Below are 13002 nucleotides of genomic sequence, written 5' to 3'. Positions count from 1 at the left end.
TGCACCGGAAAGGCCCCCATGCCGAGAACCCCGAATCGGCCGCGATCGGTCACCGCCCGGCCTCCGGCGGAACGGATCGCAAAACCGTCCCGTCTACTGCGACGTTCCCTCTTGGCCCAATGCCTGGAGGAGGGTGGGGAGTTCGGTGAGGGCGGCGATGCGGTGGACGCCGTCCGGGAGGGTGGTGGCCGTTCGGGAACGGTCGAGCCAGATGCCGTGGAGGCCGGCGTCACGGGCGCCCAGGGCGTCCACGTCGAGTTTGTCGCCGACGTAGGCGACCTGGGCGGGTTTCAGGCCCAGTACGTCGCAGGCGGCGAGGAACGCCGCGGGGTCGGGTTTGGCGCTGCCGATCTCGCCGGCGCAGAGCAGGGCCTCGAAACGGTCCCGCAGGCCCAGTGCGGCCAGGCGTCGTTCCTGGTAGACGGTGTTGGAGTTGGACAGGATCGCGTGCCGGTGGGGCAGCGCGTCCAGCACCGGCACCACATCCGGGAAAGCGGTGCACGCCTCCTCGAAGAACACCAGGTACCGAGCGAACCAGGCGTCCGCCTCGGCGTCGCTCAACGGCAGCCCCGTCATCGCCCGCGCCCGTTCCCGGCGCTGTTCCTGGAACGTCAGCTCACCGGCCAGGAAACGCGCGAACTCCCGGTCGGTGACGCTCCGCCACCGGGCGAGCGCCTCCTCGTCGCAGGGCAGCCCCTCAGCCGTGAAATGGCGCATGATCCCGGCCTGGTCGGAACTCGAGTAGTCGAGGATCGTGTCGTCGAAATCCCACAGCACCGCCTCCACCATGCCCCGACCCTAATGTCCTCGCCTTCTCGTGCCGCTAGGCGTCGCGACGCTCGAGGACGGTGCGGGCCAAGGCGAGGGCCGCGGCGGCCCAGGCGATGAGGATGGCGAGGGAGACGGGCACGGGATAGGGGTCGCTACTTCACCGGGAGATCCCGGTCCCATTGAGCGAACTGCTCAGCCTGCACGTTCCTCCTTGGGAGTCGTCATGGTCGCCGAAGGGCCGGCTCCGACCGGCGCGGCGTGTCGCGCGGTACGGAGCCGGCCCGTTCTCGCCGGAAGGTGTCAAGGAGGGTCGTGCAGGTTCCCTGACCGGCGGTGGGCGTCAGCCGCAGTGGCCCTTGGGGATGGTCGCCGAGTACTGCGTGCCCCCGCCCCAGGTGTGGCCGCTGGCCCCCACGCACTTCCCGGCCGCGTACATCTTCACCGGGCCCGCGTAGTACTCGTAGAGCTTGGGGCCGTCCTCCTGCATCCTGAAGGCGTTGCCGTCGTAAACGCGGAGGCTCGCGTAGGTGGCCGTCCAGTCGCCGACGGCCACGCCCTTGATGGTGACCACGCAGTTGTAGCCGTTGGATCCGTTGTAGAGCAGGTAGAGCGTGCCGCCGGCGTTGCCGGCGCTGTTCCGCAGGGTCGCTGAGTCGACGACGTAGTAGCCCGAGCCGCACACGCCGGTGGGCGTGTAGGGGTTGGCGGCGGCCTGGGCCGCGGGTGTCAGCGCGAGCACGGCGCCCGCCGTCGCCACCGCCGTGATCGCCCCGGTCAGGGCCTTTCCTGCACGCATCTTCGACGCTCCGTCATGTCGGGAAACCAGAAATGATCTTGGTAAGCATGGCACGGCGCCGGTCGTCCGCCGTTGCCCGGCCCGTTCACGGGGGTGCGCCTCCGTACCGGCATCGCCACCGTCACCAGCACCGCCACCGGTGTCTCCGGCCGCGTCCGGAGCTTGGGACGCGCTGCTCCGCACCGCGTTCCGTGGAGCGTTTAGGCTGATCAGAGGGGGTAGGGGCAGCCAGGCGACGACGTGCGTCCGGAGGAGGGATGACGGGGGACCGAGCTCCGGGGCGCCGGGTCTTCCCCGGGGACGGGGAGATGGCCCGGCGGATGCGGGGGCATGACTGGGCCGGCTCCGGGCTGGGGGAGCCGTCGGGGTGGCCGGTGACGCTGCAGGAGACCTGCCGGATCTGCCTGACCTCGCGGTACCCGATGGTCATTCTCTGGGGGCCGGAGCTGCGGTGCCTGTACAACGACGCCTACATGCCGCTGCTGGGGAGCAAGCATCCGGCGCTGGGCGTGCCGTGCGAGCGGGTCTGGGAGGAGGTCTGGGACCGGATCGGGCCGCAGCTGCGGGCGGTGCTGGAGACCGGGGAGGCGACCTGGTCGCAGGACCTGCTGCTGCCGCTGCGCCGGCACGGGTTCCCCGAGGAGACGTACTGGACGTTCTCCAACAGCCCGCTGTTCGACGGCTCGCGGGTCGGCGGGGTGCTCACGGTGGTCACCGAGACCACACAGCAGGTGGTGGGGGAGCGGAGACTGGCCGCGCTGCACGACCTGGGGGCGCGGACCGGCGCGGCAGAGGGCGTCGTGGCGGCCTGCCACCAGGTCGCCGGCGTGCTGGAACGCAACGCACGGGACGTGCCGTTCGCGGCGATCTACCTGGGCCGGGAACCGGAGCCGGTCTGCACCAGCCCGCCCGGCACCGCCACCGGCACGGCCTGGCCGGTGGCCGAGGTCATGCGCACCGGAAGATCCCGGGTGGTGGACCCGGTGACCGAACGGCTGCCCGCCGGGGGCTGGGAGGCCCCGCCGCACGAGGCGATGGTGCTGCCGCTGAACGGCGACGAGGACGGGGCGATCGGGGCGATCGTGCTGGCGGCCGGTGCGGGACGTCCGATGGACCGCAGGTACCGCCGGTTCTTCGACCTGGTGGCCCGGCAGACGGCGGCGCTGGTGAACGGGGCGACCGCGCACGAGGCGCAGCGGCGGCGGGCCGAGGAGCTGGCGGAGCTGGACCGTCTCAAGACCGTGTTCTTCTCCGATGTCAGCCACGAGTTCCGCACCCCGCTCACCCTGATCGACGGCTCGCTGGAGGACCTGCGCGACAACCTGCGCGACGCCGGCCCGGCGACGCGCGAGGACCTGGAGGTCATCCGCCGCAGCGGGCTGCGGATGGAGAAGCTGGTGGACTCGCTGCTGGAGTTCTCCCGCATCGAGGCGGGCCGGATGGGGGCGCGCTACGAGCCGGTCGACCTGGCCGTGTTCACCGCGGACCTCACCGGGGTGTTCCGGGCCGCCATGGAGAAGGCGGGGGTGCGGTTCAGGGTGGACTGCCTGCCGCTGCCCGAGCCGGTCTACGTGGACCGCGACATGTGGGAGAAGATCGTCCTCAACCTGCTCAGCAACGCGCTCAAGTTCACCTTCGAGGGCACGATCCGGGTGCGGCTGAGGGCCGAGGACGGGCAGGCGGTGCTGCGGGTGTCCGACACCGGCGTGGGCGTCGCCCCCGAGGACGTCCCCCGCATGTTCGAACGGTTCCACCGCCTGCGGCCCGCCCGCGCCCGCTCGCACGAGGGCAGCAGCATCGGGCTCGCGCTGGTCAGGGAGCTGGTGCGGCTGCACGGCGGAACGATCGACGCGCACAGCGTCGAGGGCGAGGGCACCACGTTCACCGTCCGGATCCCGTTCGGCCACGGGCACCTGCCGGCGGACAGCCTGGCCCCGCCCGAGCGGGGGACCGACGTGTCGGCCGGCGCGGACCCGTTCGTGGAGGAGGCGCTGCGCTGGCTGCCCGAGGACGCCGGACGGGAGTGGGAGACCCCGCCCGGGCAGACCCCCACGGCCGCGCTCCGGTTCGGCGGCCCGGCCCGGGTGCTGGTCGCCGACGACAACCGGGACATGCGCGCCTACCTGCGGCGGCTGCTGCGCCCCGGGTACGAGGTCCAGACGGTGGGCGACGGGCTGGCGGCGCTGGAGACGGCCCGGTCGCGGCCGCCCGACCTGGTGATCGCGGACGTGATGATGCCGGGGATGGACGGCCTGCGGCTGGTCGCCGAGCTGCGCTCCGACCCGCGCACCGCCCGGGTGCCGGTGCTGCTGCTGTCGGCGCTGGCCGGTCCGGGATCGTCGGTGGAGGGGCTGGCGGCGGGGGCCGACGACTACCTGGTCAAGCCGTTCTCGGCGGCCGAGCTGAAGGCCCGGGTGCGGGCGAACGTGGAGATGGCGCGGCTGCGCAACCAGAGCGCCGAGTGGCGGAACGCCCTGTTCGAGTCGCTGCAGGAGGCGTTCATGGTGCTGGACGGCGACGGCACCGTCCTGGAGGCCAACACCGCCTGCCGCACCCTGCTCGGCTATGGTCCCGAGGGGCTGCCGTACCCGGTGCCGCACCCGTGGTGGCCCGACGAGGCCGACGACCCGGTGGCGCACCGGCAGTTCACGGAGGCGTTCGAGGAGGCGGTGCGGGAGCGGAACGGGAGCAAGAACGTTCCGATGACCCACCGCGACGGGCATCGGCTGTGGGTGGCGGTCGCCTACAACGAGACCCGCACGCCGGACACCGGGGAACTCCGGACACTGATGACGCTCCGTGACATCACCGCCGAACGGACCGCCGCCCAGCACGACATGGCGCTGGCCAACCTGAGCCTGCGGCTGTCCACCACCGAGACGCTGCCGGAGACCATGCGGGCGGCCATGGAGGAGATGGCGGCGCTGTGGGAGACCCGCCGGATCCTGGCCGTCGACTGGGACGAGCGCGACCAGGTGCACACGAGCCCGCTCGACCCCGGCACGACATGGGACGGGCTGCCCGGCGGGGTCCGGTCCGCCATCGAGACGCTCCGCACCCACCCGCCGCTGCGTCCGGAGACGTTCGCCGATCCGGCGGGCATCGGGGTGACCCTGGAGTTCTACGGCGGCCCGATGGTGCTGTGGATCGAGCCGAACCCGCACCGGCCGTTCGTCGCCGAGGACCACGCCCTGCTCGTCGCGCTGTGCGGGTACCTGGGGCAGGCGGTGCATCGGATCGGCCTGGCCGAGCAGCAGCGGGAGGCCGTCCTCGAGGTCCAGCGCACGATCCTGGCCCCCGCCGACCTGCCGTCCGGGTTCGCCGTCCGGTACGAGCCCGCGGCCCGGCCGTTGCAGGTCGGCGGGGACTGGTACGACGTGTTCGACCTTCCGGACGGGCTGGTGGGGATCGTGGTCGGGGACTGCGTGGGGCGCGGGGTGCAGGCCGCGACCGTGATGGGGCAGCTCCGCAGCGCCTGCCGGGCCCTGCTGCTGCAGCTCGGCGACCCGGCCAGGGCGCTGGCCGCACTGGACAACTTCGCCGGCATGACGCCGAAGGCGCTGGGCACGACCGTGTTCTGCTGCGTGCTCAACATGAACACGGGGGAGATGTCCTACAGCAGCGCCGGTCATCTGCCCGCCTTCAAGGTGCACGCGAACCGGCGCGTCGAACTGCTGGAGGGCGGGCGGGGCCTGCCCCTGGCGGTCCTGCCCGGCGAGGACCGCCCGGCCGACCACTGCCTGCTCACCCCCGAGGCGGTGCTGGTCCTCTACACCGACGGGCTGGTCGAACGCCGTGACCGTTCGCTCGACATCGGGATCGACAAGGCCGCCGAGGTGACCCGCGAGGGCCGCGACCTGCCGGTGGAGGAGCTGGCGGACCGGCTCATGACGCGGCTGAGCCCGCCCGGCGGGTACGACGACGACGTGGCGCTGCTGCTGTTCCGCCGGCCGCTGGGGCTGGACGTGCCGTTCCCCGCCGAGGCGATGCACCTGGCGCACGTCCGCGCCGAGCTGCGCGCCTGGATGGCGGAGATGGAGCTGCATCCGCTGGTGGTGCACAACGTGCTGACCGCCGCCGGGGAGGCGTGCGCCAACGCCGCCCAGCACGCCACCGGCAGCCGGGCCCGGCTGACCGCCTCCCGCACGGGCGACGAGCTGCAGATCACCGTCAGCGACACCGGCCGGTGGAAGAAGCCCCATCCGGACGGCGCCGGCCTGCACGGCCGGGGTCTCTACCTGATCCGCGCGCTGATGCAGGAGGTCACCATCGACCACGGCCCGTCCGGGACGACCGTGGACATGCGCACCCGGCTCACCCCGTGACCTGGCCGCGCGACCGGGCGATGTGGTCGCGGTACCAGGCGTAGGAGTCCTTGGGCGTACGGCGCTGGGTGTCGTAGTCGACGTGGACCAGGCCGAAACGGGCGTGGTAGCCCTCGGCCCACTCGAAGTTGTCCAGCAGGGACCAGACGAAGTAGCCCCGCACGTCGACGCCCTCGTCCACAGCCCTGTGGACGGCGTCGATGTGGCGGGCGAGGAAGTCGATGCGCTCCTCGTCGTGGATCGAGTCGCCGAACGTGCAGCCGTTCTCGGTGACGTAGATCGGCGGCAGGGCGTCCGGATAGGTCTCGCGCAGGGTCCGCAGCAGCCCCAGGAAGGCGTCGGGCACGATCGGCCAGCCCATGCCCGTGGTCGGGTACTCCTCGATGGGGGCGATCTCGAACGGCAGGGGGTCGCCGGGACCGGGGGCCTTCACCCGGGTCGGGTTGTAGTAGTTGACGCCCAGGAAGTCCACCGGCGCCCCGATCACCGCGAGGTCCCCGTCCCGGACGAACGACGCCGGGTCCAGGTCGCCCAGCACGGACAGGTCCGGGTAGCGGCCCCGGAGCACGGACTCGGTGTAGAGGCGGTTCATGAAGACGTCGAAGGCCGCCGCCGCGCGCCGGTCCGCCTCGGAGGTCTCGTCGGCGGCCCAGGCGGGCGAGTAGTGGTTGGTCAGCCCGACCTGCCGCGCCCCCTGCTCGCGCAGGGCCGTCACCGCCAGCCCGTGGCCGAGCAACTGGTGGTGCGCCGTGGGCATGGCGTCCAGCAGGAGGGTACGACCGGGCGCATGAATTCCCAGGGCGTACCCGAAGGCGGTGACCACGACGGGCTCGTTCAGCGTGATCCAGTGCTCGACGCGGTCGGCCAGCCGCCCCGCCACCAGCGCGGCGTACTCGGCGAACCGGTGGGCGACCTCGCGGTTCATCCAGCCGCCCCGGTCCTCCAGCGCCTGCGGCAGGTCCCAGTGGAACAGCGTGGGGAACGGGGTGATCCCGCGTTCCAGCAGGGCGTCCACCAGCCGGTCGTAGAAGTCCAGCCCGCGCGGTTCGGCGGCCCCGCGCCCGTCCGGCTGCACCCGGGGCCAGGCGATCGAGAACCGGTAGGCGTCGACGCCCAGGCCCGCCATCAGCGCGACGTCCTCGGGCCAGCGGTGGTAGTGGTCGCAGGCCACGTCACCGGTGTGCCCGTCGCGGACCCGGCCGGGCTCGCGGCAGAACACGTCCCAGACCGAGTCGCCGCGCCCGTCCTCGGCGGCGGCGCCCTCGATCTGGTAGGCGGCGGTGGCGACACCCCAGCGGAACCGGGCGGGGAACGGCATGACATCCTCCGAACGTGAAGATGATTCACATCGTACGCCTGCTCCGGCAGGGAAGAATGGGACCGTGACGACGACCCGGCCCACCCCCCTCCGCCGCCGTCCCGCCCAGCGGCGCAGCGCCGAACGCGTCCAGCGGATGCTCGACGCCTGCGCCGAGATCCTGGACGAGCACGGCTACGACGGCCTGTCCACCACGCGCATCGCCCAGCGCGCCGAGGTGGCGATCGGGTCGGTCTACCAGTTCTTTCCCGACAAGCGCGCGGTCGCCCAGGCGCTGGCGCTGCGCAACCTGGAGATGTTCGGCGAGCGGGTGACCCGGCTGCTGGCCGAGCAGGAGTTCGCGCACTGGTCGGACACGGTCGGCGCGATCATCGACATCTTCGTGGAGATGAACCGCACCGTCCCGGGCTTTCGCGTGCTGCGCTTCGGCGACGCCGCCGACGTCAACCTGCTGGACGCCGCCGCCGACAACAACACCGTCGTCGCCGCCCGCCTCCGGCAACTGGTCGTCGACGCCTTCGGGGTCTCCGACACCCCCCAGATGGCCCGTGCGGTGGCCATCGCCGTCGAGGCCGCCGACGCCGTCCTCAAGATGGCCTTCCGCACCGACCCGGACGGCGACCCGCACATCATCGCCGAGACCAAGCGCATGATCCACGGCTACCTGGCGGGAGTGTTCGCGGGCTGATTGCGCTCGCTCCGCTCGCGCGGCTCGCGGGCCCGCTCGCGGTGGCCTTCAGGACCGGGGGGCTGTGGCGGGCACTCGGGATGACCGGGTGGTCACGATATGAGATCGCGGGGGCCGGAGTATGGCCTGAGTCATACTTTACATGCTAGGAAGAGTTGTAAAGCGGTGGGGGTGCCGTCGCCCCGCCTCTGAGCCGAGGAGGCCTCGCCCGTGAGCTCTTTCGACCACTACGTCCGCGACGTCCCCACGGACACCTGGGACGTCCCGATGGCCGGCGCCGCCCGTTTCACCTGGGAGTACGACGACGGCCGGGACCGACTGCTGGCGCTCTACCAGAAGGGCAAGGACAAGCAGTGGGACGCCCAGCTGCGGATCGACTGGGACCAGGAGGTCGATCCGACCAACGTGGCCGGGCTGCCGGAGAACTTCAACCCCCTGTTCGGCTCGGACATCTGGGAGAAGATGACCGAGGCCGAGCGCCAGGAGTTCGGCCGCCACCAGGGCTCCTGGCTGTTCAGCCAGTTCCTGCACGGTGAGCAGGGCGCGCTGAACGTCTCGGCGCGGATCGTGCAGTCGGTGCCCGACCTGGACTCCAAGTTCTACGCCGCCACCCAGGTGATGGACGAGGCGCGGCACGTGGAACTGTACGCCCGGTTCGTGCACGAGAAACTCGGGATGTACTACCCGATCAACCAGGACCTGGCGAAACTGCTCAAGGAGTCCCTCGACGACAGCCGCTGGGATCTGCCGTACCTGGGCATGCAGGTGCTGATCGAGGGGCTGGCGCTGGCGGCGTTCGGCCTCTACCGCGACATGGCGACGACCCCGCTGGTCAAGCAGTTGCTGGCGTACGTGATGCAGGACGAGGCGCGGCACGTGGCGTTCGGGCGGCTGGCGCTCAAGGACTACTACAAGGAACTGACCAGCGCCGAGCGCGCCGAGCGCGAGGAGTTCGTGGTCGAGGGCTGCTACCTGATGCGCGACCGGTTCACCGGCCGGGAGGTCTTCGAGAACCTCGGGCTGCCGATGGACCGGTGCATGGAGTACGTCGAGAACTCCCAGATGTTCACGCTGTACCAGTCGCTGCTGTTCAGCCGGATCGTGCCGATCGTCAAGGACATCGGGCTGTGGGGCGACAAGGTGCAGGCCGCGTACGCCGACATGGGCGTGCTGGACAATGCCAAGGCCGACCTGGAGGCCCTGATGCGGCAGGACGAGGACATCGCCGAGAAGTACGACGCCGAGCGGCAGGAGCGGGAGATGGCCGAGCGCCGCAGGGAGGTCGAGGAGGCCATCGCGCTCGGCTCCGAATAGTCCTCGCGTTTTCCCAAGGGGCGTTCCGCTCACCGGCGGAACGCCCCTTTTCGCGTCCTGCTCCGGACATTTCGGCACGGCATCGGCGGAGCGCGGCGGCAGATCGATTTGCGTCGATCTTCGGGGCCTTCAAATTGTGGCCGAATTCGTTGTGCCCGGTCGGTGGATGTACTAGCGTGCCCGCTCGATGGTGCCGCCATGGCCGCGGCACGAACATGCCTTTTCATCGGGGGGAAAGATGAATCGATCCGTCAGCCGTCTGTGCAAGGTCTCCATGCTGGCTCCGGTGGCCGCGGCCGTCGTCGTGTCGGCGGCCGCGCTCGCTCCGGCCCAGGCCGCCGTCCAGCCGGCCGGGCAGCTCACCGACACCGTGACGAACGCCGTGCCGGTGGTGACCGCGCTCGTCGACGCCACGTCCACCGCGGTCGAGCCGCACGCCGAGGTGGTCGGCCAGCTCGCCCGCACCAGGCCCCAGCCGCAGCCCCAGTCCCCGCTCGCCGAGCCCCTGGCGCTGACCAGCCTGGACGGGAGCGCGCTGACCGGCGCCGCCCGGCAGCTCGGGCTGAACGAGACGGTGCCCAGGTGCCTGTTCCTGGCCGAGCGCAGCCAGCTCGCCGACCTCGGGGCGTACCGCAAGACGACCGGGAAGACCGGTGCCGCCCAGCAGTGCGGCACCGAGCTGGCGGGGCTGACCGGGAACCAGCGGCGCGCCGCCGCCGACCCGCTCGCCGACCTCCTCGGCGGCGTGCCGCTGGTCGGCTCGCTGAGCACCCCGCAGGTCGGCCCGCTCGGGGCGCCGGCCAAGAAGCCCGGCAAGAAGAAGTCCACGGCGCAGCCGGGGTCGCTGGGCGACGTGTCGGCGCTGCTGGGCGGCCTGCCGGGCGTGTCGGGCGCGGTCCAGCCGGGCGCCCCGTCGCTCGTCGGCCCGTACCTGTCGATCGGCCAGCCTCCCTCGGGGCGCTGAGCGCATAGGAAGACCCAGGTCAAAGGGCGTGTGCCCGGGGGCGGACCCCGGTCGCGCGCCCTTGGGCTTTCTTCGGGGACATTATTTTGTTACCTGACCGAGATGGGCACTTGTGCACCGGAGTTGATCCGATCTTGATCTGCTCACTTTGCGCACAAGGGTGATATCCGCCGGGTGACAAACGGCGTGACAAATACCACAAACAGCCCTTGTCCGGCTTGACGGGGTGCGCGCAGGCCGTACGGTTTGGGACTTGTGCGCGGACCCGCAGGGGCGGAGAAGGAGCCCGGCGCCGCGCTCACCGGACGCCTTGTGCGGATTCGCCGCAATGGAGCGGAACGCACGGCGGGCACGCGAGCCGGCGTGCCGACGGGCCGGTGGCACCCGAGCGAATCGACCGTTCGGCGGTGCCCGGCGGCGGGCGTCCGGGGTCCTGTCCCCGATCAAAGGATCTGTTTGTGCGTGCCTGTTTTCGCACCCTGCTGATCGTGTCCTCCATGGCCGTCCCGGCCGCCGCCACCGGGGCCTGGGCCGCGACCGGCGGAACCGAATCCCCCACCCAGCGTCCCCGGGCCGCCGATCCCACGCCGTCCCGGCCGGCCGCCCCCACGACCACCCCGGCTCCCACGGAGACCTCCGCTCCCACGGCGAGCGCGAGCCCGCGGACCGGGACGAAGAGCCCGCAGGCCGCCCTGGAGGCCAGGGAGCCCCGCAAGCCCAGGTACCGCGTCATCGACACCGGCGCCTGCCAGGCCTCCTACTACTGGGACCCCCAGCCCACCGCCAGCGGTGAGCGCTTCGACCCGGAAGCGCTCACCGCGGCCCACAAGACGCTCCCCATGCACTCGCGGGTCCGCGTCACGAACAAGAACAACGGCAGGTCCGTGGTCGTCCGGATCAACGACCGGGGCCCCTACATCGCCGGTCGCTGCCTGGACCTCTCCCGCGCCGCCATGCGCACCGTGGGCGGCACGGGCGCCGGCGTGATCCCGGTCGAGTACCAGGTCCTCGCCAAGGACTGATCCCGCTCACTCGAGGGCGGTCCCACGCCCCGGAGACGGGGCGGATGATCCCCGGTCGCCTCCCCGCCCGCACCCGGCGCCCCGCCACGCTCCGCATCGGACGACGCATGCGCGTGCGTTCCGGCGGGGCGCCGGGCGTTCGCGTCAGTCGTGGTGCGGGCCGGTGCACATCGGGATGCCGTCCGGGAGCGTCTGGAGCGAGGACGGAGCCGGGCCCTGGGCCGAGGCGGCGACGGTGGCCAGATGCCGGCGGAACCACTCGGTGAGGGCGGTGTCCACGCTGACGGCCTCCGGGAGCGGAGGCAGGGCGTCCACCCCGGGCTCGGCGGTCAGGGCGTGGGCCATCTGGACCGTCGTGGTCTCCACGGCGGCGCCCTGCTCGGCCAGACGGTCGTGCAGCCGGGCGACCTCGGCGGCCGGCACGAGCGGATCGCGGGATCCGGCGACCAGCAGGATCGGCGCGCCGGGCCGGGCCAGTTCGGCTGCGCGGGACGGCATGTTGAGGCGGTCGGCGGCGGCCCGGGACGGCCCGGTCCAGGCGTAGGGGCGGCCGGTCTCCTTGATGACCTGCGCCATCGTGCGGGCGGGCGCCGCGATCGGGGCGACGAACGCGGCGGCGCTCACCGGCACCGCGGCGGACGCCAGCACCAGCATCGCCACCGCGGCGCCCGCCGAGAAGCCGGCCAGCGCCACCGGCCCCTCGGGGACCTCCAGATCGCGCCGGAGCCGTTCCAGCACCGCGGAGAACCGTTCGGCGGCACGTTCCACCGTGTCGGCGAAGTCCGCCACCGCCGTCTCGCCGCCCAGGCCCGCGGGCGGCAGCGCCCCGGCGGGGGCCGGCAGGCTCAGGTAGACCCGCCAGGCGGGGACGCCGGTCATGGGCACGGCCGCCGCCATGGCCGCCGGGGTGCGCGGAGGACCGAAACCGTGCCAGACGACGACCAGCCGGGTCGCCCCGGACGGGCGGGCGTCGACGGCCGTCGGAGGCAGCGCGAGATAGGGCACTTCGGCCGCCGTACCGGTTCGGGACAGCATCATCCGGTCGGCACTCATCGGCTCTTGTCTGCTCCTGGGGTCGTCCGGCGGCGCGCGTGCGGAACCTCCATTAAACCCGGCGAGCGGACCGCCAGGTTTGTCGAGCAGGAGAATCAGCCTCGCTGATAAGGTTTTTCCGCTTGAAACGGGCAGGGCTTGTCCGTCGCCTCCCGGCAGGGAAGCGAGAAGCCGCTCCCTTCTGGGAGCGGAGGAGTCACGGTGACATCGCCCGTCCGGCGACATGTCACGAATCTGCCGTTCCGCCTGCATTGCGGACGGCGAGGCGTCGCCACGCAGCAGAACGGCCCGGCAGGGAACATTCCGGGCCGTTCGGGCGTCGTATGGGAGCGTGGACGCCTCGGGGGCGCGTCCACCTTCTGCTTCTCGGGAGGCGACCGTGCACCGGAACCGGCGGATGGCGGCGGCGGGCCAGGCCTGGCGGATCTACGACGAGACCAGGCGGCCCGGCGCGCCCGGGCTGGGGGAGCGCGTCAGGGCCGTGCCGGGCCTGCTGCGCGACACCGCGCGCGGGGACTACAGGGGGCTGGGGCACCGCAGGCTCGCCCTGCTGCTGATCGCCCTGGTGTACGTGGTCTCGCCGGTGGACGTGCTGCCGGAGTTCCTCCCGCTGATCGGGGTCGCCGACGACCTGGGCGTGGTCATGTGGGCGGTGGCCACGCTGGTCGCGGCGACCGGCGACTACATCGACTGGCGGCGCGGGCGGCCGGGCACGATCGCGGGCGAGGTCGTCACCGAGCCCGCCGGCTGA

At 72.2% G+C, this 13002-nt stretch carries 10 protein-coding genes; 6 read left to right on the top strand and 4 right to left on the bottom strand.

Annotated elements, in window-relative coordinates; genetic code table 11:
- Positions 1 to 93: 93 nt before the first annotated feature.
- Positions 94 to 789 (bottom strand): HAD family hydrolase, encoded by a 696-nt coding sequence (locus HNR21_RS03540; protein ID WP_182704026.1) that lies wholly within the window; start codon positions 787 to 789, stop codon positions 94 to 96.
- A gap of 322 nt (positions 790 to 1111) precedes the next feature.
- A complete protein-coding gene (locus HNR21_RS03535; RefSeq protein ID WP_182704025.1) occupies positions 1112 to 1567 on the bottom strand; it encodes a hypothetical protein in 456 nt (151 codons plus the stop codon).
- A gap of 257 nt (positions 1568 to 1824) precedes the next feature.
- On the opposite strand from HNR21_RS03535, the gene HNR21_RS03530 reads away from it, so the two are divergent.
- On the top strand, positions 1825 to 5892 hold the full coding sequence (locus HNR21_RS03530; RefSeq protein WP_182704024.1) for a SpoIIE family protein phosphatase: 4068 nt from the start codon (positions 1825 to 1827) through the stop codon (positions 5890 to 5892).
- Here the strand turns inward: HNR21_RS03530 and HNR21_RS03525 are convergent.
- On the bottom strand, positions 5882 to 7210 hold the full coding sequence (locus tag HNR21_RS03525; RefSeq protein ID WP_182704023.1) for a GH1 family beta-glucosidase: 1329 nt from the start codon (positions 7208 to 7210) through the stop codon (positions 5882 to 5884). The two genes, HNR21_RS03530 and HNR21_RS03525, sit on opposite strands and share 11 nt — an antisense overlap.
- A gap of 136 nt (positions 7211 to 7346) precedes the next feature.
- Between HNR21_RS03525 and HNR21_RS03520 the strand changes: the two genes are divergently transcribed.
- The 4 genes from HNR21_RS03520 to HNR21_RS35855 all read left to right on the top strand — a co-directional run bounded on the left by HNR21_RS03520 (position 7347) and on the right by HNR21_RS35855 (position 11198).
- Entirely contained in the window at positions 7347 to 7898 is a 552-nt protein-coding gene (locus HNR21_RS03520; protein WP_182708467.1) for a TetR/AcrR family transcriptional regulator, read from the top strand.
- 210 nt (positions 7899 to 8108) lie between these two features.
- Entirely contained in the window at positions 8109 to 9212 is a 1104-nt protein-coding gene (locus tag HNR21_RS03515) for a ferritin-like domain-containing protein (protein ID WP_119727935.1), read from the top strand.
- Between the two features lie 274 nt (positions 9213 to 9486).
- The gene (locus HNR21_RS03510; protein ID WP_182704022.1) at positions 9487 to 10176 is read left to right on the top strand and encodes a hypothetical protein; all 690 of its coding nucleotides are present in this window, start codon (positions 9487 to 9489) and stop codon (positions 10174 to 10176) included.
- Positions 10177 to 10634: 458 nt separating this feature from the next.
- Complete coding sequence (locus HNR21_RS35855; protein WP_312880819.1) at positions 10635 to 11198, top strand: septal ring lytic transglycosylase RlpA family protein; 564 nt, start codon at positions 10635 to 10637, stop codon at positions 11196 to 11198.
- Positions 11199 to 11342: 144 nt separating this feature from the next.
- Here the strand turns inward: HNR21_RS35855 and HNR21_RS03500 are convergent, their stop codons facing one another.
- Positions 11343 to 12251 (bottom strand): alpha/beta hydrolase, encoded by a 909-nt coding sequence (locus HNR21_RS03500; protein ID WP_182704021.1) that lies wholly within the window; start codon positions 12249 to 12251, stop codon positions 11343 to 11345.
- A 379-nt stretch (positions 12252 to 12630) separates the two neighbouring features.
- Here HNR21_RS03500 and HNR21_RS03495 point away from each other — a divergent pair, with 379 nt between their 5' ends.
- The gene (locus HNR21_RS03495; protein ID WP_182704020.1) at positions 12631 to 13002 is read left to right on the top strand and encodes a YkvA family protein; all 372 of its coding nucleotides are present in this window, start codon (positions 12631 to 12633) and stop codon (positions 13000 to 13002) included.

Source organism: Thermomonospora cellulosilytica, from assembly GCF_014138835.1.
In the GTDB taxonomy this organism is placed as follows: domain Bacteria; phylum Actinomycetota; class Actinomycetes; order Streptosporangiales; family Streptosporangiaceae; genus Thermomonospora; species Thermomonospora amylolytica.
Note: the sequence above shows the minus strand (reverse complement) of the source record. Positions and strands in the feature narration are given on the sequence as shown.

Coding starts and splice junctions, on each gene's coding strand:
- HNR21_RS03540 (WP_182704026.1), bottom strand. CDS start 789: ATGGTGGAGGCGGTGCTGTGGGATTTCGACGACACGATCCTCGACTAC.
- HNR21_RS03535 (WP_182704025.1), bottom strand. CDS start 1,567: ATGCGTGCAGGAAAGGCCCTGACCGGGGCGATCACGGCGGTGGCGACG.
- HNR21_RS03530 (WP_182704024.1), top strand. CDS start 1,825: ATGACGGGGGACCGAGCTCCGGGGCGCCGGGTCTTCCCCGGGGACGGG.
- HNR21_RS03525 (WP_182704023.1), bottom strand. CDS start 7,210: ATGCCGTTCCCCGCCCGGTTCCGCTGGGGTGTCGCCACCGCCGCCTAC.
- HNR21_RS03520 (WP_182708467.1), top strand. CDS start 7,347: ATGCTCGACGCCTGCGCCGAGATCCTGGACGAGCACGGCTACGACGGC.
- HNR21_RS03510 (WP_182704022.1), top strand. CDS start 9,487: ATGCTGGCTCCGGTGGCCGCGGCCGTCGTCGTGTCGGCGGCCGCGCTC.
- HNR21_RS03500 (WP_182704021.1), bottom strand. CDS start 12,251: ATGAGTGCCGACCGGATGATGCTGTCCCGAACCGGTACGGCGGCCGAA.